Here is a 22505-nt window from a genome sequence, read left to right on the forward strand (position 1 = left end):
CAGCCCGACCCCGTTCTATAGACAACGGCAGTCGCGTCCTGATCGCCTTGTGACACTCCCGTACCGTTTCGTCCACTCATTCCCGCACAAATCTCGGGGATTGCCTCATGCAAGCCGCGAGCGCGACAGAAGTGGTAGTGATTTTCCGGCGGCATGGATGACATTGTCGAGGAATTGTCGCGAGGCCTTTTCCCAGCTGTAGCTTTTGGAAAGGGCAAGCGCTGCCTGTGGTGAGCAGTGAAGCGCCGCCAGACAGGCATCGCGCAGATTAGTGTCCAGCGCACCGGCGGCGGGGTTTCCGCCAAGAATGTCGATCGGTCCGGTCACGGGGAAGGCAGCAACTGGAACGCCGCTGGCCAGCGCTTCGAGAATGGTGTTGCCGAAGGTGTCGGTTTTCGAGGGGAAAACGAAGACATCGGCCTGCGCATAGGCATCGGCCAGCTCCTCACCGGTCTTGATGCCGGTGAACAGAACATCAGGGTATTTTTCCTGCAATTCATGGTGGGCGGGACCGTCGCCAACGACGATCTTCGATCCCGGTAGATCGAGTTCCAGGAATTCCGGCAGGTTCTTTTCCACAGCCACTCGTCCCACCGTCATGAAGATCGGTCTCGGCAGATCGAAAGGCAGCTTGGTTTTCGGGCGGGGATGGAAAAGCTCGGCGTCGATGCCGCGGCTCCAGCGTTTCAGATTGCGCACGCCGCGGGCTTCCAGTTCGGTCTCAAGGCTCGGCGTGGCCACCATGCAGGTGTTGCCGCCATTGTGGAACCAGCGCACGAAGGCGTAGAGCCAACTTTCCGGGACGGGGAAACGGGCGGCTACATATTCGGGAAAGCGGGTGTGGTAGCTGGTGGAAAAACGCATACGGTTCTTCACGCACCAGCGCCGGGCCATGAAGCCCAGCGGCCCTTCCGTGGCAATATGCACAAAGGAGGGCTGGCTTTTTTCGATCTCCGCCGCCACACGACGATAACCGGCGACCGACAGGCGGATTTCCGGATAGGTGGGGCAGGGGATGCTGTAAAAACTCTGTGGCGTGACCATGTGCACATCGACGCCGAGCCGTGCGAGTTCGGTATTGGTGTTTTCAATGGAGCGAACCACGCCGTTGACCTGCGGGTGCCAGGCATCTGTGACAATCGTGATTCTCGTCATGAAACACTGATCCTGCTCATCTGCGCGCGGGCGAATCCCCATTGCCCGGCTTCTGCCCGTATATGCGGCGTGCGTGTTACAGGATCATGTCAGGGTGTATGGCGGTGGGGAATCGTGGTTGCGCTCAAAATTTTGCTGTTGTCGGCGGCGCTGCCTTCTGTCCTTATCCCTGTTCCTCGGACTTGTTCCGGGGAACAGGAATGAGGGAACCCGAGGTGGCTGCATGCGAAAATCCACGTTCGCGCAGTGTGGCGAGCCCTATCCCACCAGTGGAAGCAACTCGGGGCTGATCAGCGCGCCATGGTGGCCGATGACGGTTGCCGCAGCCCTTGCCGCGAAGGTGGCGGCCTCTTCGGGAGAGCTGCCGGTCACGTAACGGGCGAGGAAGGCGCCGTTGAAGCTGTCGCCGGCGCTTGTCGTATCCACCACGTCCACGGCTTTCACCGCCGGGGCGTGAGTGCGACTGCCGCCGAAATCGAGCGTCGCGCCCTTGGCGCCGTCCTTCACGACGATGTTTTCAACGCCAAGTGAACGGTAGCGGGTGATGGTCGCTTCCACGGACACATCGCCGAAATGGCTGGCCTCGTCATCGAAGCTCGGCATGACAAGCGTTGCGGCGCGCGCACCGTTGGAGATGGTTTCGAGCATCGTATCCCTGTCCGCCCACAGGCGCGGGCGAATGTTGGGATCGAAGACCACCAGCTTGCCCGCCGCTTTGGCGCGGCGCAGTTCGGCGAGGAACGTATCGACATCATGGGCGGAGGCGAGAACGGCGAGCGTGATACCGGAGAAATAGACCACATCGGCACTCTCGACCGTTTTGCGCAGGTGGTCCGCGTCAGTGGCAAGCTGCCTTGCGGCGGCGGCGTTGCGCCAGTAACTGAAGGTGCGCTCGCCGTCCTTCAGGTTGATGAGGTAAAGGCCGGGCGTGCCGCCCTTGATGCGGCGGATTTTTTCCGTGCCGATGCCGGCATCCGCGATGAAGGTGAGCATGTCTTCAGAGAGAGGATCGTCGCCGAGCGCGGTAAAATAATCGACGGACCAGTCTTTCGGCAGGCAAGCCCGGGCATACCAGGCGGTATTGAACGTATCGCCGGCAAAACCCTTGCGCAGCAGCCCGTTGCCGGCCTGCGACAGTTCCACCATGCATTCGCCAATCGACAGAAACCGTCCGCCCACGCCGTCATCCTCCCGTTTTTTCCAGCCATGCGGCTTACGACGAGTGCGCGCCGCTGACAAGGGCGGTTGTCGCCGTTTGTGCATGTGCGAAGTTCCGGTTTACGCGGGCGCAACGGCTTTATATTCTCCCGGCGTGACACCCTCAGGAGATCGCCGATGACACTGCCCCATGCCCCGGTCCACAAATCTCAAGCACAATCGGACTGGTGGAAGGGAGCGGTGATCTATCAGGTCTATCCGCGCTCGTTTCAGGATACGACCGGCGACGGCTATGGCGATCTTGCCGGAGTGACGAAACGTCTGCCCTATATCGCCTCGCTCGGCGTCGATGGCATCTGGCTCTCGCCCTTCTTCACCTCGCCCATGGCCGATATGGGCTATGACGTTTCCGATTATTGCAATGTCGATCCGATGTTCGGCACGCTTGCCGATTTCGACGCGCTGATGGCCGAGGCGCACCGGCTGGGGCTGAAGGTCATCATCGATCAGGTCATCTCGCACACGTCGGACCAGCATCCCTGGTTCGTGGACAGCCGAGCGAGCCGCACCAACAGCAAGGCCGACTGGTATGTCTGGGCCAATCCCAAGCCGGATGGCACGGCCCCCACCAACTGGCTTTCCGTCTTCGGCGGCCCGGCATGGGAGTGGGACGGCGTGCGCAAGCAATATTACATGCACAGCTTCCTCGCGTCGCAGCCGGATCTCAATTTCCATAATCCGGATGTGCAAGATGCGCTTCTCGAAACCGTGCGTTTCTGGCTGGATCGCGGCGTTGACGGTTTCCGGCTCGATACCGTCAACCATTATTTCCATGACAGGCTTTTGCGCGACAACCCGCCGCTTTTCGACGAGGAAAGTTTCGGTCTCGATGCTTCCGACGTCAATCCCTATGGCATGCAGGACCATCTGTACGACAAGACGCGGCCGGAAAACGTGGCCTTCCTCAAGCGTTTTCGCGCGCTGCTCGACGACTATGAGGGCCGCGCCACGGTGGGTGAGGTGGGAGACGGGGCGCGGTCGCTGAAGACGGTGGCGGCCTATACGTCCGGCAATGACAAGCTCAACATGTGCTACACTTTCGACCTGCTGGGGCCGGATTTCAGCGCGAAGCATCTGCGCGCCTCGGTCGAGACCTTCGGCAAGGTGGTGACGGATGGCTGGGTGTGCTGGGCCTTTTCCAACCATGATGTGGTGCGTCACCTCAGCCGTTTTTCCGAAAGTGCGGAGGAGCAGGTGCGGGTGGCGAAGCTTGCCATCTGCGTTCTCGCCAGCCTGCGGGGTTCCATATGTCTTTATCAGGGTGAGGAACTGGGTCTGACCGAGGCGGAACTTGCTTTCGAGGATCTGCGCGATCCCTACGGCATCCGCTTCTGGCCCGCCTTTAAGGGGCGGGACGGATGCCGCACGCCGATGGTGTGGGAGACAGGAAAGCCGAATGCCGGTTTTTCCAACGCTGAAAAGCCCTGGCTGCCGGTGCCCTATGTCCATGCCATGCAGGCTGTGGATGCGCAAGAGCGCAAGCCGGACTCGGTTCTGAACCATTACCGCGCCGTCTTGTCCTTCCGAAAAGGTCACGGCGCGCTGCGCGATGGCGACATGCATTTTATCAAGACCAATCTCGATGTGCTGGCCTTCACGCGCCAGAAGGGGGATGAAAAACTGCTGTTCGTTTTCAACCTCACCCGTGAGGCGGTGGAATTCCCGATACCGAAGGCCATGCGGGTCACCGATATACTGCCGATGCCGGGTTTCGCACCGTTATTCGATGCGGGTATCGTGACGCTCGAGGGGCTGGATGTGTTTTGCGGGGTCGTTGCATGAGCGGGCAATTTGCCATCGAGACGGCTGGCGAAGCATCGCTCGATGAGTGGTCGCTTCTGCGGCACCGCTTGTGGCCGGATGCTTCACCCGCCGAACACCGGGCGGAGTTGCAGGACACCTCCGACAATGAAGTTGGATTTATTGCCTATGATCCGGCGGGCATGGCCATCGGTTTTGCCGAAGCCAGCCTGCGGCATGATTATGTCAACGGATGCGACACCTCACCCGTGGCGTTTCTCGAAGGCGTTTATGTGGAGGAGGCCTTTCGCAAACAGGGCGTTGCGGCTGCTTTGATTGCCGAAGTAACCCGTTGGGCGACCAGCAAGGGTGTGAGCGAACTTGCTTCCGATGCCGACATTTCCAATGTCGATTCACACCGCATGCATGCGGCGCTGGGATTTGAGGAAACGCAGCGGGTGGTTTATTTTCGCAAGTCCCTGCTTTTGGGTTCATAGCCTCCCGGCACTGTTCGGCGATGGATTAATATCAGACATTGCGGGTGCGTTCTGACGATCAAATGCGGCACCATGATCGCGTCTTGGGGCGGTGAATAGTAATATTTAAGTATTTATGAATTCTACAATCTCTTAAATTTTAATTATTTCATAATTAAAACTTATTTATATTCGTGATGATAGCTATTGAGTGGAAATTTTTTCAGATTTACTTCGCTTTTGGCGAGCCTTATGCAAGCTTCCAGTATTAATCGTTGAAGCCTACAGATTTTTCGGTCTCCACCCATAAGGTGAAGCAGGGATTGTCATGTCCGTTTCAATCAAGAATTTCAATCAGCCCAATACCGCGAATTCCACCTCGTCGCGCGCCAAAGCTAAGGCCGCGCCTCCATCCATCCGAGAGGTCTTTCTCTCCGGACAATCGGCAGCCGGCGCATCAACACCGAAACCAGCCCCCAAAACCTCGTCAGCCGACTATATCGCATCGCCCGACTTCATGCGGAATCTGAGGGCCAAGCTTTCCCTGGCGGGGGACGATCCGGCGCAATATCTGCGCGCCCGGTCGATGATGAGTGCTCTCGAGCGTGGGGCCTTGCAGGTTTCGAACCCCACTCAGGGCAAAACGATCCATGCGTGGGATCCGAACCAGAAAAACGCCAAGCCGACGACAGCCACTGACATTACCAAGACCAACTGGGTGGATTTTCTCAATACGCAGCTGAAGCGCAGCGAAGACGGCGCGCTTTCCAGGGATGGAAGCGGCAGCTATGTCGACAATGCGACAGGAAAACACGCCTATTTTGGCAGGGTCGCGGGCAAATATTATTACGTCACCTGGCCTTCGGAAGCGAAAGCATGAGGCCGCTCTAGCAGCCTCAAAGCGCGAATTGAGCGTTTTCCGCTGCTCCGGTCGGCAAGCCTCCGTCAGATCAGCGCAAACCTGTCCACATCCACCATACCCATATCGGAAATCTTCAGATGCGGGATGACGGGCAGGGGCAGGAAGGCGACCTGCAGGAAAGGTTCTTCCAGTGTCGTGCCGAGCGCATAGGCTGCTTTTCTGAGCGTGTGCAGCGTATCTCGAACGGTCTCGTAGGGTTCTAGGCTCATCAACCCGGCGACGGGCAAAGCGATCTCGCCCGTCACCCGGCCGTCTTCCACCACCACGAAGCCGCCCTTGATTTCGCCGAGCCGGTTGGCGGCCAGCGCCATGTCGTCTTCGCTGACGCCGACAACGCAGATATTGTGGCTGTCATGGCCGACGGTGGAGGCGATGGCGCCCTTTTTCAGGCCGAAGCCCTGAACGAAGCCATTGGCGTGATTGCCGTTCTTGCCGTGGCGTTCGATGACGGCGACCTTGATGATGTCGTTTTCAAGATCGACGGTGGTCTGGTTGCCGTCCGTTGGCAGCTTGTAGCGGCGGTGTTCGGTAATGATCTTGCCGGGAAGCACGCCCATGACGGGGCTTTCGCCCTCTGTGACCGGCACGCCGAAATGCGAGGCGAGCACGGGCCTTGCCTTGACGCTGTCAAGGCCGACGGGTGCGACCGGTTTGCGGGTGGCAAACAGCGCGTCATCGACGATCCTGCCGCCGGAAAGCACCATGCTGGCCTTGCAATTCTGCAGGCTGTCGATGACCACGAGATCGGCGCGCCACCCCGGTGCGACAAGGCCGCGGTCGCGCAGGCCAAAGGCTTTTGCGGCGGAAATCGAGGCGGCGCGGTAGATGGCGAGCGGTTCCACGCCGCTGGCGATCGCCGTGCGGATCATATAGTCGAGATGGCCCTGTTCGGCGATATCGAGCGGGTTGCGGTCATCTGTGCAGAGCGCCAGATAGGGCGAGAGGCGCTCGGTGATGATCGGCATCAGGGCGTGCAGGTCCTTCGAGACCGAGCCTTCGCGCACCAGAATATGCATGCCCTTGCGGATTTTCTCCAACGCCTCAGCCGCGCTCGTGCATTCATGTTCAGTGCGGATGCCGGCGGCGAGATAGCCGTTCAGTGCCGTGCCGGAGAGAAGCGGCGCATGCCCATCGATATGCTGGCCCTGAAAGGCCTCCAGCTTTGCCATGCACACCGGGTCCTTGTGGATGACGCCCGGAAAATTCATGAATTCGGCAAGCCCGATGACCTTCGGATGATTTCGGAACGGTAGCAGTTTTTCGATGGGCAGATCGGCGCCAGCGGTTTCAAGGTGGGTGGCGGGCACGCAGGAGGAGAGCTGCACCCGGATGTCCATGATGGTTTCCATGGCGCTGTCGAGGAAGAACTGAAGCCCCTCAACGCCCAGAACATTGGCAATCTCATGCGGGTCGCAAATGGCGGTGGTAACGCCATAGGGTAAAACGCAGCGGTCGAATTCATGCGGTGTAACGAGCGACGATTCGATATGGAGATGCGTATCGATGAAGCCGGGAACGATGATTTTGCCGGAAATATCGATTTCCCGCCGACCCTTGTAGTCTCCACATGTGCCAACGACAGTATCACCGCAAATGGCAATGTCCGAAGCAACAAGTTCCCCGGTCACCAGGTCGAAGAATCGCCCGCCTTTGAGAACCATATCTGCCGGTTCGCGGCCCGTACCCTGATCGATGCGCGTTTCAAGTTTCGAATTCATGCGGCTCTTCTTCGACTTCTGGTTTGCGTCATATGCGAGAATTTTCAGTATTTACATTCGTGGGTTGTTTCTTGGTGTCTTCGTATTGATTCTTCGTATTTTAAATATATCCTGAGTAAATAATTTTCATATTTGTGCTATGTTGTGTTTAGTGTTGCATACTTGAATATTTTAACGGGCTTATATTTGTCCATCTGGAGGCTGGTTTATGTCGGCCTTTATCAATAGCGGGCCACGTTAACATTCCCGGGGAGGAAAATAAAAGCGTCTGATGTTGAAGCGAATTTCCACCCGGCAATTAACTGTTGGCATGTTTATCGAGGCGGTCGAGGGAACGGCGTCGAACCGGCAGATTATGCAACGACATCGCTTTCTCCTGCGGCATGAGGATGGGGTGCGCCAGCTGAAAGCGAGCGGCGCGGAAAGCATCGTCATCAATACCGCCAGGGGAAACGATGTCGAAGTAAGTTTGGGTGTTGGCGGACCGGCGACAATGAAAACGGACAGTTCCCCAGAGACCACCGCTGTGATCAGCCATGCCGTGCGTTTGGCAGCCGATGCGGTTGCGGAAACCTTTGCGGTTGCGGAAACCGGTGGCGGTGTCTCGTTGACAAGCATGGCGACGGCAGCGGGTAGGATTTCCGACGCCGTGCAGTCGAACCCGGCGATTTTCATCGGGGTCACCCGATTGAAATCCAAAGACGAAACGACGTTTGTGCACTCCGTCTCCGTCAGCGGGCTGATGATCCTTTTCGGTAATTATCTCGGGCTCGACAGGGCAACTGTCAATCTGCTCGGTATCAGCGGGTTGCTACATGATATCGGCAAGGTGGAAATTCCTTCATCGATCCTCAACAAGGCGGAAGGGTTGAGCGCCAGCGAGCGGCAAATCATCAATCTCCACCCCGCATTCGGCCGAGATATATTGTCGCGCAACGCGCAGATGCCGGAGATGCTGCTCGATGTCTGTTTCAATCATCATGAGCGGATGGATGGCGGCGGTTATCCGAGCGGCCGTGCGGGCAGCCAGATCAGCCTCTATGCGCGTATCGCGGCGATTTGCGACGTCTATGACGCCATCACCTCGGTCAGGCCCTACAAGAAGCCGTGGACTGCGAATGATGCGTTAACTTGGATGCTGCGGCGGGAAGGGCATTTCGACATGCAGCTGCTGAAGAAATTCGCGCTGTGCATTTCCGCCTCGCTGCCGAGGGGTTAGTTGCCGAAGATGATCGCCATATTGAGGCTGTCGATGTAACGCCCGTCGATCAGAACGGCATCGCGGGCCCGGCCTTCATGCACAAAGCCGATCTTTTTATAAAGTGCAATGGCTCTCGCGTTGTCCGCATGCACGCTCAGTTCGACACGATGCAGCCCGAATTCGCGGGCGGCATCGAGCGTCCGCCGCATCAGTCGTCCACCCAGTCCCTTGTCCCGATAGGCAGGCAGGATACCCATGCCGAGCGTGCCGCAATGGGCGCGGGTCGCTCTGTCCTGGCGGCGGATATCGCACCAGCCAATCACTTCGCCATCCGCAATCGCCACGAATTGCGGATGGTCGTTTTCGATCATGTCGAGAACGAAGGCGCGGACCGAATCGAGCGGCGGCGCCTCCAGGAAGCTCAGATATTTCCGCTCGCGCGATACCGCATCCAGAGCACGGTGAAAGCTTTCAACGTGCTCTGCCCGGATGGGTTCGATGCTGATGGCGTCGCCAGCAGCCATCACGCCGCTTTCGTCTTCGCCTTGCGGGTCAGATGCACCACGACGTTTTCGATCATGCGCATGCCGGCGTCCTGGCCGAGCGTCATGATCGATTCCGGGTGGAACTGAACGGCGGCCACCGGTTCCTTGGCGTGTTCTATGCCCATGATCGTGCCATCCTCGCTTTCCGCGGTGATGATGAAATCACGCGGAAGGGTGGAGGGGTCGGCGAAGATCGAGTGATAACGGCCGACGGTCACTTCCTTGCCGAGACCGGAGAAGACGAGGCCGGGCTCAAGTACACGGATGCGTGAGGGCTTGCCGTGCATCGGCACGGCCAGCTGGCGCAGCTCGCCGCCATAGGCTTCCGCCAGTGCCTGAAGACCCAGGCAGACGCCGAAGATCGGCAGGTCACGGGCGCGGGCGGCTTTGATCGTCGCCTTGCAGTCGAAATCCGTCGGGCTGCCCGGTCCGGGAGAGAGCACGACGAGATCGGGCTGGAAGCGATCGAACACGTCGGCTGCGACCGGTGATCTGACGGTCGAGACCGTGGCACCCGTCTGGCGGAAATAATTCGCCAGCGTATGCACGAAACTGTCTTCGTGGTCGACGAGCAGGATCTTCACGCCGGTGCCCACCTTGGCGGCGTCGCGCTTGGTGGCGGCGGAGTTGGCGCCTTTTGCATCGCGAATGGCCGATATCATGGCCGACGCCTTCAGTTCGGTTTCGGCTTCTTCTTCCTGCGGATTGGAATCGTTGAGCAGCGTCGCGCCGGCGCGCACCTCGGCGATGCCGTCCTTGATGCGGATGGTGCGTAGCGTGAGCCCCGTATTCATGTCGCCGTTGAAGCCGACCATGCCGATTGCGCCGCCATACCAGGCGCGCGGGCTCTTTTCATGGCCTTCGATGAAGCGCATGGCCCAGAGTTTCGGCGCACCGGTGACGGTGACGGCCCAGGCGTGGCTGAGGAAGCCGTCAAAGGCGTCCATATCGTCACGCAGGCGGCCTTCAATGTGGTCCACCGTGTGGATGAGGCGCGAATACATCTCGATCTGGCGGCGGCCGATGACCTTAACCGAGCCCGGCTCGCAGACGCGGCTCTTGTCGTTACGGTCAACATCCGAGCACATGGTGAGTTCGGATTCGTCCTTCTTCGAATTGAGCAGCTTCAGGATCTGCTCGCTGTCGGCAATCGGGTCGTCACCGCGCTTGATGGTGCCTGATATCGGGCAGGTCTCGATGCGGCGACCGGAGACGCGCACAAACATTTCCGGCGAAGCGCCGACCAGATATTCCTGATGGCCGAGATTGATGAAGAAGGAATAGGGCGAGGGGTTGATCGCCTTCAGACGACGAGAAATCGCCGACGGATTGCTTTCGCAGCGCTCCATGAACTTCTGTCCGGGCACGACCTCGAACAGGTCGCCGCGGCGGAAGCTTTCCTTGGCCTTCACGACCAGTTCAGAATATTCGCCCGGACGGTGATCGCCCTTGGGCGGGATGGTATCGGTGGTCTTGAACGGATCGGGTGTGATGTCGGAGGACTTGCCGTCCGTCGTCACGCCGCCTTTTTCGAAATCGTAGCGGTCGATCCAGGCCTTGGCGGAATAGTGGTCAACGACGAGGATTTCGTCCGGCAGAAACAGCACCATGTCGCGCTGATCTTCCGGCCGCGCCAGCGACAGCTTGATCGCGTCGAACTGGAAGGCGAGATCGTAACCGAAGGCGCCGAACAGGCCGATGGCCGAATCCGCATTCGAATAAAAGAGGTCGACGATGGCGCGCAGTGCGGTGAAGACGGTCGGGATTTTCGAGCGTTCTTCTTCGGTGAAAACGCGGTCCGGTTCGTTGACGGTGAGATCAAGGCGGCGGGTCGAGGCGGCGCCGAGGGTAAGGTCGGGCGTTGTCTTCAGCTTTTCCGTGATGAAATCGAGCAGCACTTCGCCGCGGCCATTATAGGCCTCGATCCACATCTTGCGGCCGAAACAGGAAATGCCGAGCGGCGGATCGATAATGGCTGTATCCCAGCGGGTGTAACGGCCTGGATATTCATAGTTGGACGAAAAAACCGCGCCGCGATGGGAATCGAGCTTTTCGATATAATTATCGATGGCGCTGGCGTAATCGGCGGGCCGACGCTTTCGGCTGACCTTGATGCCGCCTTTCGTCTCGTAGGTTTCCGCTCCGTCATCCTGAATGATCGTTACCATTTCTCTTGCACTCATTTTGTCGCATGTCGTTGTCGCAAAACCGCCAGGCACTTTTGCGCGCATGCTGTCTGTTGTTCAAGCCCGATGACAGGCGGCAAAATAACAAAAAAGCCGCCTGAAAATTCGGGCGGCTTGGACTTTGTCTGAAGACATGACTGGTCAAGGCCGCAAAAAGCTGCTCCACCACCAGTTAGCAATGTTCTTAGACACGATGTTCATGGGAAAATTGTTAGCGTGCACGATCCGCCTTGGCAAGCGGATTTAGAGGCGGAATGAACCTTACCCGTCGCCGCCGCGTTGCACTTCTGCCGAAACGGTCAGGAGTGCCCCATAAAATGCTTCATCGCGTCTGTCTTCTGGTAACCACCCTCGCATTCATTTCCGCCTCTGAACCGCCGGCGCAGGTGCCGGTGCCGCAACCGAAACCGGGTGAGGGGCAACCTGCCACTCCCTCGGAAAAGCCATCGGACGAGCCGCCGCAAAGCCCGGCGGAAGCGCCGAAACCGGCCCCGAAGCCGCAGGTCCCGGAAGAGCGGAAACCGGATGACGGCATGACGCCGGAAGACAAGGGGCCCGATGACAGCAAGAAAGGCGTGGAGAACAAGGCGGGTGAGGGCAAAGAGGAGGGCGAACAACGGAAACCGGATGGTGACGCCGCAAAACCGGAAGAGAAGCCGCCCGAGCCGGTGAGGCCGGAAGATTCGGCCGCGCTTCAGGCATGCCTTGGCGCGTTGAAGGAGATCGGCGCTGAATTCAAACAGCTTGAGCCGATCCGCGATGTGGAGCAGGGCTGCGGCATCGAAGCGCCTGTCGAGCTTTCCGTGGTTTTGCCCGGTATCAAGCTGGAGCCATCGGGGACCATGCGCTGCGAAACCGCGCTCGCGCTTTCCCGCTGGACAAAGGAGATGATGCTGCCGGCGGCGGCTCTGGCAATGCCGGAAAAAAAGGTGAGGTCTATCGCCAATGCCTCGACCTATATCTGCCGCAACCGCAACAGCGCGGAAAACGGCAAGATTTCCGAACATGCCAAGGGCAATGCCGTCGATATTTCCACCATCGCCTTTGACAAGGGCGAGCCGCTGGTGATGAAGCCGCGCGGCGAGGACGGGACGCCGGAAGGCGCTTTCCAGCGCACGATTACCGCCGCCGCCTGCCTATTCTTCCGCACGGTTCTTTCGCCCGGCAGCGACGCCACCCATCAGGATCACCTGCATCTCGACGTGCTGGAGCGAAAAGGCGGCTATCTCTATTGCCGCTGACAAAAAAGGGGCGACCCGAAGGCCGCCCCGACTGGAGATGATGTTTCTGCGCGGTTTTAGAATTTCTGGGTCAGAGAGATTTTGAAGGTGCGTCCAGCTTCGGTATAGAAGTCCACCGGCTGGTTGACGGTGCTGACGGAATTCGGGTTCACGTCGCGAACACCGACGGCATTCCAGTATTTCCTGTCGAACAGATTGTAGATGCCGGCCTGGATACGCAGGCCCTTGGTCTGTTCCGGTTCCCACCAGCCGGTCAGGTTGAAGACGCCGTAGCCGGGGGCGTCGAAGGTGTTGGCCACCCTGTCGTCACGCATGCCGGAGGAGAAGACACCGGTCAGTTCCGTGCCACAGACGTCCTGCTCGTAGCCGATGCCGACGACGGATTTGAAGGGCGCGACCGTGCGAATGAATTCGTTGGTGTCGGTGTCCTTGCCATAGGCGTAAGCGAGCGAAGCATGGGCGAAGAAGCCGTTTGCGAGATCCTTGCGGACCTTGGCTTCGACACCTGATATTTCGACGTTGTTACGGTTGCGATAGGTGAAGAGCGAGCCGTTGCCCCTGCCACCGAAGCCGGGGAAGAGCGTCGTCGAGGTCGTGTACTGCTCGATGAAGTTTTTGTACTTGTTGTGGAATAGCGTCAGGCTTCCCGTCAGGTCGCCGGAGGCGTAGTTCGCGCCGATTTCGAAACCGTTGCTGGTCTCGGGATTGAGGGCGGAATTGCCGACCACCGCGTAACCGGAGCTGACGTTGGAGAAGTTCAGGTAGAGTTCGTTAATCGTTGGGGCGCGATAGGCCATCGACCATTGGGCGAAGAGTTGCAGTTCCGGCGTGACGTCATAGGTCGCGAGAAGCTTCGGCGAGAAGCGCGAGCCGCTATTGCCGGTCGGCAGGCCAAACGTTCTGTAGCCGCTGTTGCTCGAAACCGAGCCGTCCGGGTCGTAGTCATAGGAATCGAAGCGCAGGCCGGGGGTCAGGCGGAAGCCATTGCCGAAGGCGATTTCGTCATCGAGATAAAGGCCGAGGCTCTTGCCGCTCACGTCAGGCATGTCGGACTGGGACGAAGAGGTCACGCCGGCTGTGTTGGCGTAAAGTTCCTGGCTGAAATCGGTCGTCATGGCGTTGCCACCGAAACGGACCGTGTGCTGCACACCGCCAAGCTCGAAGCCGGATTCAAGGCCGCCGACGATGCCGAATGCGCTGTTGCGCATGCTGTCTTCGCGGATGTAGAGCGAATTGTTGGTCAGGCGGTCGCCGGCGCCGGACTCCTTGGAAAGACGCGTCCAGTAGAGCGAAAGATTGGCGGCATCGATCACGCCGTCGGTCGAAGGCGCTTCGTATTCGTAATCGAGCGATACGCGATTACGCTCCGTATCCTCGTAGCCCCGGTAGTCGCCGATCCGGTAGGTCGAGCCTGAAACGCTCACGCCCTGCAGCGTCTTCATGTCGCTACGGTTTCTCAGCGAATAACGCTCGGCCGTCAGCCCGATGCTGTGACCGCCCTCCAGATCCTGCCGGATCTTGAACATCAGGTTGCTTTCGTAGGTGTCGGCGGGGTTTGGCTTGGTGCGGCGTGTTCCGTAGATATCGGCCGTGCCCTTGTTGTCTGTCTCGTTGCCGCGCTTGTAGGAGCCCTGGAACAGAACTGACGTATTCTCGATCTTCTTGGCGACAGCGAGCGATCCGCCCACGCTTCTGTCTTCGCTGTCATAGGTGGTCTTTGCCACACCGCCCCAGTCCTTGCCTTCGCCGATCAGGTCTTCCGGCTCGAGCGTGCGCAGCACCAGCGCGCCGCCGAGAGCACCGGAGCCGATACGGCTGGAATCTGCACCGCGCACCACATCGACCGTCGAGAGCGAGGAAAAATCGAAGCTCGAATTCGTATTGCTGAGGGTGGTCGTGGCCTGACCCTGCCGGGCGAAGTTTTCGAAGAAGGGAACGGGAATATTGTCGATCAAGGTGACGACACGCGCGCCGCCGAGGCCGCGAATGAACAGGCCGCCGGGCCGGCCGGGCTTGGCATCGACGTAATCGACGCCCGGTTCCGTGCTGTTGCCGAGGTCCTTGATGCTGCCGATGTCTTTTTTGCGGATGTCTTCCGCTGTCGTCTGGCTCGCCAGCGGCGTGTCAGCGGCGGCATTGACGCTTTTGACACGCTTGCCCTTGACGACGATCCTTTCAAGCGTGGTGGCGCCGTCCGCCTGCGACGCGGTATTCTGTGCCAGGGCGGGGCCGGCAAGCGGCAGAAGAGAGATGGCAGTGCACAAAAGCAGCGCGGAATGCGTGCGCGAAATGGACATTAATTACCCCCAGGTAGGCGCGCGAACGGGCCGCGGCGTGCGAAGGCACGCCGCGCTTGCCGCTGCGGCTGAAACTGTTTTGATTGTTACGGGCGAGCCGATAAGCGAGGACTAAAAAACATGATGATAACTGTCAACATATTATATATGACTTTTCAAATCATGTTTTAAAGCATAACGGCATGTTGCAAAAATATGACGCTTATCCGTTCTCGGACCCGATCGGTGAATAGGTGCGAAAACGCCACGGTATGGTCAAAGTCCGGACATGGCGGCTTGCTAGGATATACGCAGCCAGTTTACATGGCGGTACAATAAATGGACTATTAATCGGATACGGAAATGAAGTCTCTTGAACTGCTCGTTGAGCGGATCATCCTCTCCAGCCGCTGGTTGCTCGTCGTTTTTTATCTCGGGCTCGTCGCGGCGCTGGCGGTTTATGCGTTTTCCTTCGCGCTCAAGTTTCTGAAAGTTGCCAAGAACGTTTTCACCTATGACGAAGCGGACATGATCCTCGCCATGCTGGGTCTGATCGATGCGGCGCTGGTCGCCAGCCTGATCGTCATGGTGATGATTTCCGGTTACGAGAACTTCGTCAGTCGCTTCGACGATGCCGATGCCGAGGTTTCCTTTCTGGGCAAGCTCGATTCCGGCAGCCTGAAGATCAAGGTCGCGTCGTCGATCGTGGCGATCTCGTCGATCCACCTGCTGCAAATCTTCCTCAACGCCAGTCAATATTCGGACAGCAAGTTGATGTGGTTCACCATCATTCATCTGGCTTTTGTCGTCTCGGCGGTCATGCTCGGTTTTCTGGAAAAACTGATGGCCAAGCCGAAAGGCAAATCCGAAAAGCCGGCGCTTTAGGTCATCTGGTCGGCTCGTCATGAAGGTCGCCCCCCGTTTGAACCGCTCACCTGTTCTTCGCTCCGGCCAGTCCGGCATGGCGGCGGTGCGTGAATGGTGAAGACGGAGCGTCAGGCCAGACTGTGCCGGGATCTGTCGGCCGCCGCCGATAAATTCCAGTGGCTGGAGGCGCTACAGGAGGTGATGCACGCATTTGGCTATGCCCATGTCACCCTCTTGAAGTTACCCGGCGGACCGAACGGTTTTGCTTTGCCGGTGGTTGTTGAAAGCAGCCTGCCGGTCTGGGTCGTGAATGCGATGACCAAGGATTGTGCGCTTGGAGACTGTCCGGTCATCAAGCGTGGTGCCTCGTCGATGTTGCCGCAATATTGGTCGCTGGAAGACCCGGAAATGGCCTGCGGGTCGCTGGTGGAAGCGGTAGATTCGGTCGGCAGCATGGGCATTACTTCCGGTCTCATGGTGCCGGTGAACGGCATGTCCGGAAACCGGCATCTGATGAATTTCGCGGGCGATCGCGATACCCTGCCGCAGGCGTCTCTGAACGAACTTTGCATGATCGCGCTGCATGCGCTGGAAACCTATGACCGCCTTTGCCGCGTCGCTTCGAAAGGGCCGTCGCCTTTGACGAAGCGGGAGCTCGATGTGGTTCGCTGGACGGCGCAGGGGAAGACCTCCGTGGAGATTGCCGAGCTTCTCTCCATCTCGGAGCACACCGTCAATACTTACATGAACAATGCCATGCGCAAGCTCGACTGCGTCAATCGCACACAGCTGGTGGCCAAGACCATCCGTTTGCGGCTGATAGAATAAGCCGGCCGCAACGGACCGGCTTTCCTATTACCGGTCGAGAACAGAGCGAAGTTCGACGAGGTTCGAGCGAACCCGCAGGACGTAAAATCCCATGGTGGCGAGGTGCGAGGGCATGATCCAGCCGCTTTCCTCACCATTGGAAATGATCGCCGGCTGTATGCGCAGAGCTGCGCGGGTCTGCGACAGCGTGTCGTTCCACAGGTTGGTCAGGTTGCGCTCGCGGATGACCTGCGCGAAGTCCGATCCGGCCGCGGAAAGCACGCCGTAATAACCGTAAAGCTGGCCATAGGCGAACCAGAAGCGGTCATCGGCGCGGGTATCGAACCAGCCGCCATTATAGTTTTCCGAACGTTCGCGAAGGATCGCCGAAGTCGAACCGATGTCGCCGGCGATACGGTCGATGAACTGGATCAGGTTGTCGGCGCGGGTGTCAAAAACCGCCTTGCAGGCCGTGAGTTCGCCGTTGAAGGCCTGGAAGCTGCGGATGGCGGCGCGGTAATAGCTGGGGGTCGGCGTCTTCGGGCCGAAGGGATCGAGGCCGAAATACCAGGAATATTCGCTGAACTGCATGTTCCCGCGTGCTTCCTGGAGATTGTTGTTGATGCCGGAGGTTCCGCGCACGCGGCCGAGCGTATCCACCAGTTCCACCGAGGTGCGGCGCACGGCCTGGTTTACGCCGCGCTGGAAAGACGCCTTGTTGTCCAGAAACGGCGTGCTGTCCCAGTCCATGCCGAAGAGGCCGAGGCGATAGAGCAGCATGGAGGAAATCCATGCGTTCTGGTTGACGTTGAAATCGGTAAGGTCGGCGGCCGCGTCAACGATGGCCGAACGCTGGCAGACCGGCGCGGATGTGTTTGCGGCTACACCGGTTGCGCCGGCGGCGGCAGCAGGGGTTACGGCCGGCAATTCCTGTCCGGGGGGCACGGTGCGTTCGGCAAGTTTGTAACGGGAAATGTAATCCGGATCGAAATTCGTCCAGACCTGCGTCTGCCAGACAAAATATCCGTAGAAACCGGCCAGCAGGATGACGATCAGAGCAATCGGGCCCTTGATGAGCCAGTTGCGACCGCTGTACCAGCCATGCGCGGCCATGAAGGGCCATAACAGCCATGCGACGAGAAGACCGGCAGCCTTGCCGATGGCGCTGAAACCTGCCTGAATCAAAGCGGTGATCCGGTCTATCATGTCGTCATCGTCTCCTCTGCCCGTGGGCCGGATGCGGCAAGAAAAATCCGCGGTTCGGCAGGGTGCCTTTGGCGTTGCCTGTCAACCGCGGTCATTTACTGTCTTCCAGATATGTCCCGGTCAACCGGGATACAACATGATTGCGAAACTTTTCTCAACCTGCGGTCCGCGCCGGCCGTCATGGCTTTTCACACGGATTGTGGAACAGCCGCCGCGGAACCGAAGGCATATGTGGTTAGAGGCCGAGCTTGGCGATCTCGTCATTCAGGCGGTCGCGCGCCTTTTTCGGCAGTTTGCCGTTCTTGACGGCGTCAAGATTGGCCGGCGCCGCATCGCCGACGACGACAAGGGCGATCATGCCCATGCCGAGATGCGGTGTGCATTTGACGACGTAGGCGCCTTCCTTCTCGACGATCACCTTCACCGTCTCGTTCATCTTGCCCTTGAAGTCTGCGACGCCCTCGGGGATCATGTCCTTCACGGCGGCCGCATCATGGCCCTTGTCGACCGGGACGAAGGTGATGATGTCGCCGACGGCGGCCTTGACGGTTGCGGGTTCGAAGACCATCGCCTGGCCGTCGCTGCCCTTGTTGAGCATCTTCACTTCGATTTCGGCAGCAAGGGCGGGAAAGGCGAAAAGACCTGCGAGAATGGCAAGGCCGGCGAATTTGGCAGTTCTGTTCTGCATAGTTTTGCTCCTGAGAGAAAGCACATCCACGCGAATGTGTCGCCGTCGTCTTAGCCCGGGAGCAGGGCGGCCATCTTTGCGGAAAATCAAATGCGGCAACCGGACGCAGATGTTCACTCGCCCTTAAACGTCTCCACCCAGTGGCGGCGGCAGAAGGAAACATATTTCTCGTTGCCGCCGACATCGATCTGCGCGCCTTCCGTCACGACCTTTCCTTCACTGTCGAAGCGGGCCACCATCGTCGCCTTGCGGCCGCAATGGCAGATGGTGCGGATTTCGCGAAGCTCGTCGGCAATGGCGAGCAGTTCTTTCGAGGCGGGGAAGAGCTTGCCCTGAAAGTCCGTGCGCAGGCCGTAGGTCATGACCGGGATGTTCAGCCTGTCGACAATGTCGGCAAGCTGCCAGACATGGTGTTCGGAGAGAAAGTTGGCTTCATCGACAAAAACGCAGGCGACCGGCGCTTCGGCGGTGAGGGCCGATACCTCGGCGAACAGGTCGGTTTTGTCATCGAAGGTCAGGGCGTCGGAGGACAGACCGATGCGCGAAGCAACACGGCCGACGCCGGCCCGGTCGTCAAAGGCAGCGGTGAAAATCAGCGTGCGCATGCCGCGCTCCTGATAATTATAGGAGGCCTGCAGCAGCATGGTCGATTTGCCGGCATTCATCGTCGAATAATTGAAATAGAGTTTTGCCATTATCCACTCCAGGAGCACCTTTTCATCATTCCGACGTGCGTTTGAATGCTCCGGCCTCATCAATCGGCACACCGTGTTTCACAATCGGTCCCGGATTTCCAGCCGATGCTGCATTCAGCGTCTTTTGACGGCGAAGAGGCGGGTTGAAAAGTATGGCTATGTGAAAAACACAGATTTCTACGGTCTGTCCTTTTTCGACATTGCTCCGCTGAATACCGACATTTTCACGATTTTGTCGCAAACGGTGCGCCAAAGCACGCAAATGCGCGCGAGTTGATTGTGTCCGGCAGATATTGATAATGGCAAGGGAACGAAAAACAGGGAGCAAGCCATATGTTTGCAAATAGAAGCCGCTGTCTGGCCCTGGCCGCAGCAATCTCCTCCATGACGTTCAGTGCGGCCGGTGCTGCGGAACCGGCAAGCTGTGGCACAGTGCGCTTTTCCGATGTCGGCTGGACCGACATCACCGCCACGACGGCGACCGCCACCGTGCTTCTGAAAAGCCTTGGCTATGAAACTGACGTCAAGCTTCTCTCCGTACCCGTCACCTACACATCCCTGAAAAACAAGGACATCGACGTCTTCCTCGGCAACTGGATGCCGACCATGGAAGGCGATATCGCGCCTTACCGCGAAGACAAATCCGTCGAGACGCTACGGGAAAACCTGACCGGCGCGAAATACACGCTGGCGACCAACGCCAAGGGCGCCGAACTCGGTATCAAGGACTTCAAGGACATCGCCACCCACAGCGCCGAACTCGGCGGCAAGATCTATGGCATCGAGCCGGGCAATGACGGCAATCGCCTGATTCTCGACATGGTGGCCAAGGACAGTTTCGGTCTGAAGTCGTTCGAGGTGGTCGAGTCGTCCGAACAGGGTATGCTCTCCCAGGTGGCCCGCGCTGAAAAATCCGGCGAGCCCATCGTCTTCCTCGGCTGGGAACCGCATCCCATGAATGCGAATTTCAAACTGACCTATCTGACCGGCGGCGACGATGTCTTCGGCCCCAATCTCGGTGGCGCGACGATCCATACCAATGTCCGCAAGGGCTACGTCGAGGAATGCCCGAATGTGGGCGCCTTCCTCAAGAACCTGCAATTTTCCCTGCCCATGGAAAACGAGATCATGGGCAAGATCCTGAATGACGGCCTTGAGGGCGAGGCGGCTGCAACCGCCTGGCTGAAGGCCAATCCGACGGCGATCGAGCCCTGGCTCGCCAATGTCAAGACCAAGGACGGCAGCGCTGATGCCCTGCCTGCCGCCAAGAAAGCTCTCGGCCTCTAAGCCGCAAGGACGATGCATGACTGTATCCGGCCTGCGCGGCAGGCCGGATCAGCGGGAAATAACGATGCCCATGCATGACCTTGCCTGTGAATTTTCAGACATTGAAGGTCATGCGCCAGCACCGCGTCCGGCAGTTTTGTTGCCGGCCGTCATTTTTGCATTGGAGCAATCCCGGTGAAACGGGATGACGATGCTCTATTTCTTTGTTGTCTGCGCAATTCCGGAGGCAAAACCGCTCTGCAGTTTTGCCGGAATTGTTTTAGTTCACGAAAGGTCTTTTCTTACCGTGGAATGGCTCAGCGCTTCTGAAAACCGCCTGCCCGTCGGCCGATATGCCAAGGAGGCCATCGACTGGCTGACCGGCAATCTCGCTTTTTTCTTCGATTGGCTTTCCTTCATTTTCCAAGGTGTCATCAACGCCCTGCTTTATGTGTTGCAGGCGCCGCATCCGCTTATCATCGTGGCGATCCTGACGGCGCTTTCGGCCTGGACGCGCCGCTCCGTCGGCATGCCCGTCTTCACCGCGCTCGGCCTGCTGCTCATCATCAATCTTGGCTACTGGAAGGCGACGACGGAGACGCTGGCGCTTGTCATCGCCGCCAGCACCGTGTGCATGATCATCGGCATACCGCTCGGCATATTGGCGGCAAGGCGCAAATGGATTTATGCCGGTATGCGCCCGGTGCTGGACCTGATGCAAACCATCCCCACCTTCGTTTATCTCATCCCGGCGCTGGTGCTGTTCGGTCTCGGCATGGTTCCGGGGCTCATCGCCACCGTCATCTTCGCCATTCCAGCTCCCGTGCGGCTGACCCGTCTCGGTATCGTCTCGACCCCGCCGGCGCTGGTGGAGGCGGCCGTCGCCTTTGGCGCCACGCCATCGCAGGTTCTGCGCAAGGTGGAGCTTCCCTTCGCCGCGCCGCAGATCATGGCCGGTCTCACCCAGACGATCATGCTGTCGCTGTCGATGGTGGTCATTTCCGCGCTTGTGGGCGCCAATGGCCTGGGGGTGCCGGTGGTGCGCGCGCTCAATACCGTCAATATAGCCATGGGCTTCGAAGCGGGATTGTGCATCGTCATACTGGCGATCGTTCTCGACCGACTTTTCCGACTTCCCGGCGCGGAGGATGATCTATGAGTGATGCTATCATCTTCGGAAATGTCGATATCGTTTTCGGCAACCGGCCCGATGCTGCTTTGCCGCTGATCGACAAGGGCAGTACGCGTGAGGAGATCAATGCCGAAACCGGGCTGGTGCTCGGTGTCGCCAATGCCTCGCTGTCCGTCAAGGAAGGCGAGATTCTCGTCCTCATGGGGCTTTCCGGATCCGGCAAATCTACGCTGCTCCGGGCCGTCAACGGGCTTGCGCCCGTGGTGCGCGGCAATGTCGGCGTGAAGACCAGTTCGGGTTATGTCGATCCCTATCGCTGCCCTGCGAAAACGTTGCGTGACCTGCGCATGCACACGGTCTCCATGGTCTTCCAGCAATTCGGCCTGCTGCCCTGGCGCAATGTGGCCGACAATGTCGGCTTCGGGCTTGAGCTTTCCGGCGTGCCGGAAGCCGAGCGCAAGCGCATGGTCGCCGAGCAGCTCGAACTGGTCAATCTTTCCGCCTGGGCCGACCGCAAGGTGGGCGAGCTTTCCGGCGGCATGCAGCAGCGCGTGGGTCTGGCGAGAGCCTTCGCCACCGGCGCGCCGATCCTGTTGATGGACGAGCCGTTCTCGGCGCTCGATCCCCTCATCAGAAGCCGCCTGCAGGACGAACTTCTGGAATTCCAGAGCCGGCTGAAGAAAACGATTCTCTTCGTCAGCCACGATCTGGACGAGGCCTTCCGCATCGGTAACCGTATCGCCATGATGGAAGGCGGACGCATCATCCAGTGCGGAACGCCGCAGCAGATCGTCAAGCAGCCGGCCACGCCCTATGTCGCGGATTTTGTGCAGAACATGAACCCGATCTCCATGCTGACCGCCGCCGATGTGATGAAAAGGGGCGTGGACGAACGCAATGGACAGATGGCAGTCGCCGCCACCGCCCGTCCGTCATCGCCGCTGATCGATATTCTCGATGCGCTGTCAAAACATTCCGGCGCGATCGGCGTTGTCGACAATGGTGCGATCGTCGGCACGATTTCCGCCGATGAAGTTGTGGCGGGGCTGACGCGTCACCGCAAGAAATAGCGATTCGCCTCTCCCCCAAAAAAGAAAGGGTCTTCCGTCGTGGAGGGCCCTTCGTCTTTTCCGGGAGGTCTCTGCGGCGCAAATTATACCTTCCCA

At 58.9% G+C, this 22505-nt stretch carries 20 protein-coding genes; 10 read left to right on the forward strand and 10 right to left on the reverse strand.

Annotated features, from left to right (window positions below):
* Positions 1 to 105: 105 nt before the first annotated feature.
* Together PL597_RS02140 and PL597_RS02145 are read right to left on the reverse strand one after the other, a co-directional pair.
* Positions 106 to 1155, reverse strand: a complete 1050-nt coding sequence (locus PL597_RS02140; RefSeq protein ID WP_271364505.1) for a bifunctional monoglucosyl/glucuronosyl diacylglycerol synthase — start codon at positions 1153 to 1155, stop codon at positions 106 to 108.
* A gap of 258 nt (positions 1156 to 1413) precedes the next feature.
* Positions 1414 to 2334, reverse strand: a complete 921-nt coding sequence (locus PL597_RS02145; protein ID WP_271364506.1) for a sugar kinase — start codon at positions 2332 to 2334, stop codon at positions 1414 to 1416.
* A 156-nt stretch (positions 2335 to 2490) separates the two neighbouring features.
* Between PL597_RS02145 and bglA the strand changes: the two genes are divergently transcribed.
* From bglA to PL597_RS02160, 3 genes are all read left to right on the forward strand, one after another.
* Positions 2491 to 4155 carry a beta-galactosidase BglA gene (gene bglA, locus PL597_RS02150; protein ID WP_271364507.1) on the forward strand — a complete coding sequence of 555 codons (1665 nt, stop codon included), beginning with the start codon at positions 2491 to 2493 and terminating at the stop codon, positions 4153 to 4155.
* A complete protein-coding gene (gene aac(6') / locus PL597_RS02155; RefSeq protein WP_271364508.1) occupies positions 4152 to 4610 on the forward strand; it encodes an aminoglycoside 6'-N-acetyltransferase in 459 nt (152 codons plus the stop codon). The genes bglA and aac(6') overlap by 4 nt, the downstream gene beginning before the upstream one ends.
* Before the next feature lie 307 nt (positions 4611 to 4917).
* The gene (locus PL597_RS02160; protein ID WP_271364509.1) at positions 4918 to 5469 is read left to right on the forward strand and encodes a hypothetical protein; all 552 of its coding nucleotides are present in this window, start codon (positions 4918 to 4920) and stop codon (positions 5467 to 5469) included.
* A 65-nt stretch (positions 5470 to 5534) separates the two neighbouring features.
* Here PL597_RS02160 and ade read toward each other — a convergent pair whose 3' ends face one another.
* Entirely contained in the window at positions 5535 to 7229 is a 1695-nt protein-coding gene (gene ade, locus PL597_RS02165) for an adenine deaminase (RefSeq protein WP_271364510.1), read from the reverse strand.
* A 271-nt stretch (positions 7230 to 7500) separates the two neighbouring features.
* Between ade and PL597_RS02170 the strand changes: the two genes are divergently transcribed.
* A complete protein-coding gene (locus tag PL597_RS02170) occupies positions 7501 to 8448 on the forward strand; it encodes an HD-GYP domain-containing protein (protein ID WP_271364511.1) in 948 nt (315 codons plus the stop codon).
* On the opposite strand, the gene PL597_RS02175 is transcribed toward PL597_RS02170, so the two are convergent.
* Entirely contained in the window at positions 8445 to 8954 is a 510-nt protein-coding gene (locus PL597_RS02175; RefSeq protein WP_271364512.1) for a GNAT family N-acetyltransferase, read from the reverse strand. The genes PL597_RS02170 and PL597_RS02175 overlap by 4 nt on opposite strands.
* Positions 8954 to 11143, reverse strand: coding sequence for an anthranilate synthase (locus tag PL597_RS02180; protein WP_269825210.1), 2190 nt, complete (start codon positions 11141 to 11143; stop codon positions 8954 to 8956). Before PL597_RS02180 ends, PL597_RS02175 begins: the two co-directional genes overlap by 1 nt.
* Positions 11144 to 11478: 335 nt before the next feature.
* Between PL597_RS02180 and PL597_RS02185 the strand changes: the two genes are divergently transcribed.
* Positions 11479 to 12402, forward strand: a complete 924-nt coding sequence (locus PL597_RS02185; RefSeq protein ID WP_271364513.1) for an extensin family protein — start codon at positions 11479 to 11481, stop codon at positions 12400 to 12402.
* A gap of 56 nt (positions 12403 to 12458) precedes the next feature.
* Here the strand turns inward: PL597_RS02185 and PL597_RS02190 are convergent, their stop codons facing one another.
* Positions 12459 to 14699, reverse strand: a complete 2241-nt coding sequence (locus PL597_RS02190; RefSeq protein ID WP_271364514.1) for a TonB-dependent hemoglobin/transferrin/lactoferrin family receptor — start codon at positions 14697 to 14699, stop codon at positions 12459 to 12461.
* A gap of 342 nt (positions 14700 to 15041) precedes the next feature.
* Here PL597_RS02190 and PL597_RS02195 point away from each other — a divergent pair, with 342 nt between their 5' ends.
* Positions 15042 to 15563 (forward strand): TIGR00645 family protein, encoded by a 522-nt coding sequence (locus PL597_RS02195; protein WP_271364515.1) that lies wholly within the window; start codon positions 15042 to 15044, stop codon positions 15561 to 15563.
* Between the two features lie 93 nt (positions 15564 to 15656).
* A complete protein-coding gene (locus PL597_RS02200) occupies positions 15657 to 16373 on the forward strand; it encodes a helix-turn-helix transcriptional regulator (RefSeq protein WP_271364516.1) in 717 nt (238 codons plus the stop codon).
* Between the two features lie 27 nt (positions 16374 to 16400).
* On the opposite strand, the gene PL597_RS02205 is transcribed toward PL597_RS02200, so the two are convergent.
* The 4 genes from PL597_RS02205 to PL597_RS02220 all read right to left on the reverse strand — a co-directional run bounded on the left by PL597_RS02205 (position 16401) and on the right by PL597_RS02220 (position 19269).
* Positions 16401 to 17558, reverse strand: a complete 1158-nt coding sequence (locus tag PL597_RS02205; RefSeq protein ID WP_077981539.1) for a DUF2333 family protein — start codon at positions 17556 to 17558, stop codon at positions 16401 to 16403.
* A 235-nt stretch (positions 17559 to 17793) separates the two neighbouring features.
* Positions 17794 to 18246: a pseudoazurin gene (locus PL597_RS02210; protein ID WP_077981540.1), complete on the reverse strand. Its 453-nt coding sequence runs from the start codon at positions 18244 to 18246 to the stop codon at positions 17794 to 17796.
* Between the two features lie 113 nt (positions 18247 to 18359).
* Positions 18360 to 18941, reverse strand: coding sequence for a thymidine kinase (locus tag PL597_RS02215; RefSeq protein ID WP_077981541.1), 582 nt, complete (start codon positions 18939 to 18941; stop codon positions 18360 to 18362).
* A gap of 25 nt (positions 18942 to 18966) precedes the next feature.
* Complete coding sequence (locus PL597_RS02220) at positions 18967 to 19269, reverse strand: hypothetical protein (RefSeq protein ID WP_131829392.1); 303 nt, start codon at positions 19267 to 19269, stop codon at positions 18967 to 18969.
* Positions 19270 to 19325: 56 nt separating this feature from the next.
* On the opposite strand from PL597_RS02220, the gene PL597_RS02225 reads away from it, so the two are divergent.
* The 3 genes from PL597_RS02225 (at position 19326) to choV (ending at position 22409) form a co-directional block, all read left to right on the forward strand.
* Positions 19326 to 20228 (forward strand): choline ABC transporter substrate-binding protein, encoded by a 903-nt coding sequence (locus PL597_RS02225; RefSeq protein WP_416372218.1) that lies wholly within the window; start codon positions 19326 to 19328, stop codon positions 20226 to 20228.
* 286 nt (positions 20229 to 20514) lie between these two features.
* On the forward strand, positions 20515 to 21366 hold the full coding sequence (choW, locus tag PL597_RS02230; RefSeq protein WP_077981628.1) for a choline ABC transporter permease subunit: 852 nt from the start codon (positions 20515 to 20517) through the stop codon (positions 21364 to 21366).
* Complete coding sequence (gene choV / locus PL597_RS02235) at positions 21363 to 22409, forward strand: choline ABC transporter ATP-binding protein (RefSeq protein ID WP_191217489.1); 1047 nt, start codon at positions 21363 to 21365, stop codon at positions 22407 to 22409. Before choW ends, choV begins: the two co-directional genes overlap by 4 nt.
* The last annotated feature ends 96 nt before the right edge of the window (positions 22410 to 22505 follow it).

Origin of the sequence: Agrobacterium sp. ST15.13.013 (assembly GCF_027956525.1) — a bacterium.
Lineage (GTDB): Bacteria > Pseudomonadota > Alphaproteobacteria > Rhizobiales > Rhizobiaceae > Agrobacterium > Agrobacterium salinitolerans.

Bases quoted from the DNA above. Each gene is read 5' to 3' on its own strand.
- PL597_RS02140 (WP_271364505.1), bottom strand. From the start codon at position 1,155: ATGACGAGAATCACGATTGTCACAGATGCCTGGCACCCGCAGGTCAAC.
- bglA (WP_271364507.1), top strand. From the start codon at position 2,491: ATGACACTGCCCCATGCCCCGGTCCACAAATCTCAAGCACAATCGGAC.
- PL597_RS02160 (WP_271364509.1), top strand. From the start codon at position 4,918: ATGTCCGTTTCAATCAAGAATTTCAATCAGCCCAATACCGCGAATTCC.
- ade (WP_271364510.1), bottom strand. From the start codon at position 7,229: ATGAATTCGAAACTTGAAACGCGCATCGATCAGGGTACGGGCCGCGAA.
- PL597_RS02170 (WP_271364511.1), top strand. From the start codon at position 7,501: ATGTTGAAGCGAATTTCCACCCGGCAATTAACTGTTGGCATGTTTATC.
- PL597_RS02175 (WP_271364512.1), bottom strand. From the start codon at position 8,954: ATGGCTGCTGGCGACGCCATCAGCATCGAACCCATCCGGGCAGAGCAC.
- PL597_RS02180 (WP_269825210.1), bottom strand. From the start codon at position 11,143: ATGGTAACGATCATTCAGGATGACGGAGCGGAAACCTACGAGACGAAA.
- PL597_RS02185 (WP_271364513.1), top strand. From the start codon at position 11,479: ATGCTTCATCGCGTCTGTCTTCTGGTAACCACCCTCGCATTCATTTCC.
- PL597_RS02190 (WP_271364514.1), bottom strand. From the start codon at position 14,699: ATGTCCATTTCGCGCACGCATTCCGCGCTGCTTTTGTGCACTGCCATC.
- PL597_RS02195 (WP_271364515.1), top strand. From the start codon at position 15,042: ATGAAGTCTCTTGAACTGCTCGTTGAGCGGATCATCCTCTCCAGCCGC.
- PL597_RS02200 (WP_271364516.1), top strand. From the start codon at position 15,657: ATGGTGAAGACGGAGCGTCAGGCCAGACTGTGCCGGGATCTGTCGGCC.
- PL597_RS02205 (WP_077981539.1), bottom strand. From the start codon at position 17,558: ATGATAGACCGGATCACCGCTTTGATTCAGGCAGGTTTCAGCGCCATC.
- PL597_RS02210 (WP_077981540.1), bottom strand. From the start codon at position 18,246: ATGCAGAACAGAACTGCCAAATTCGCCGGCCTTGCCATTCTCGCAGGT.
- PL597_RS02215 (WP_077981541.1), bottom strand. From the start codon at position 18,941: ATGGCAAAACTCTATTTCAATTATTCGACGATGAATGCCGGCAAATCG.
- PL597_RS02225 (WP_416372218.1), top strand. From the start codon at position 19,326: ATGACGTTCAGTGCGGCCGGTGCTGCGGAACCGGCAAGCTGTGGCACA.
- choV (WP_191217489.1), top strand. From the start codon at position 21,363: ATGAGTGATGCTATCATCTTCGGAAATGTCGATATCGTTTTCGGCAAC.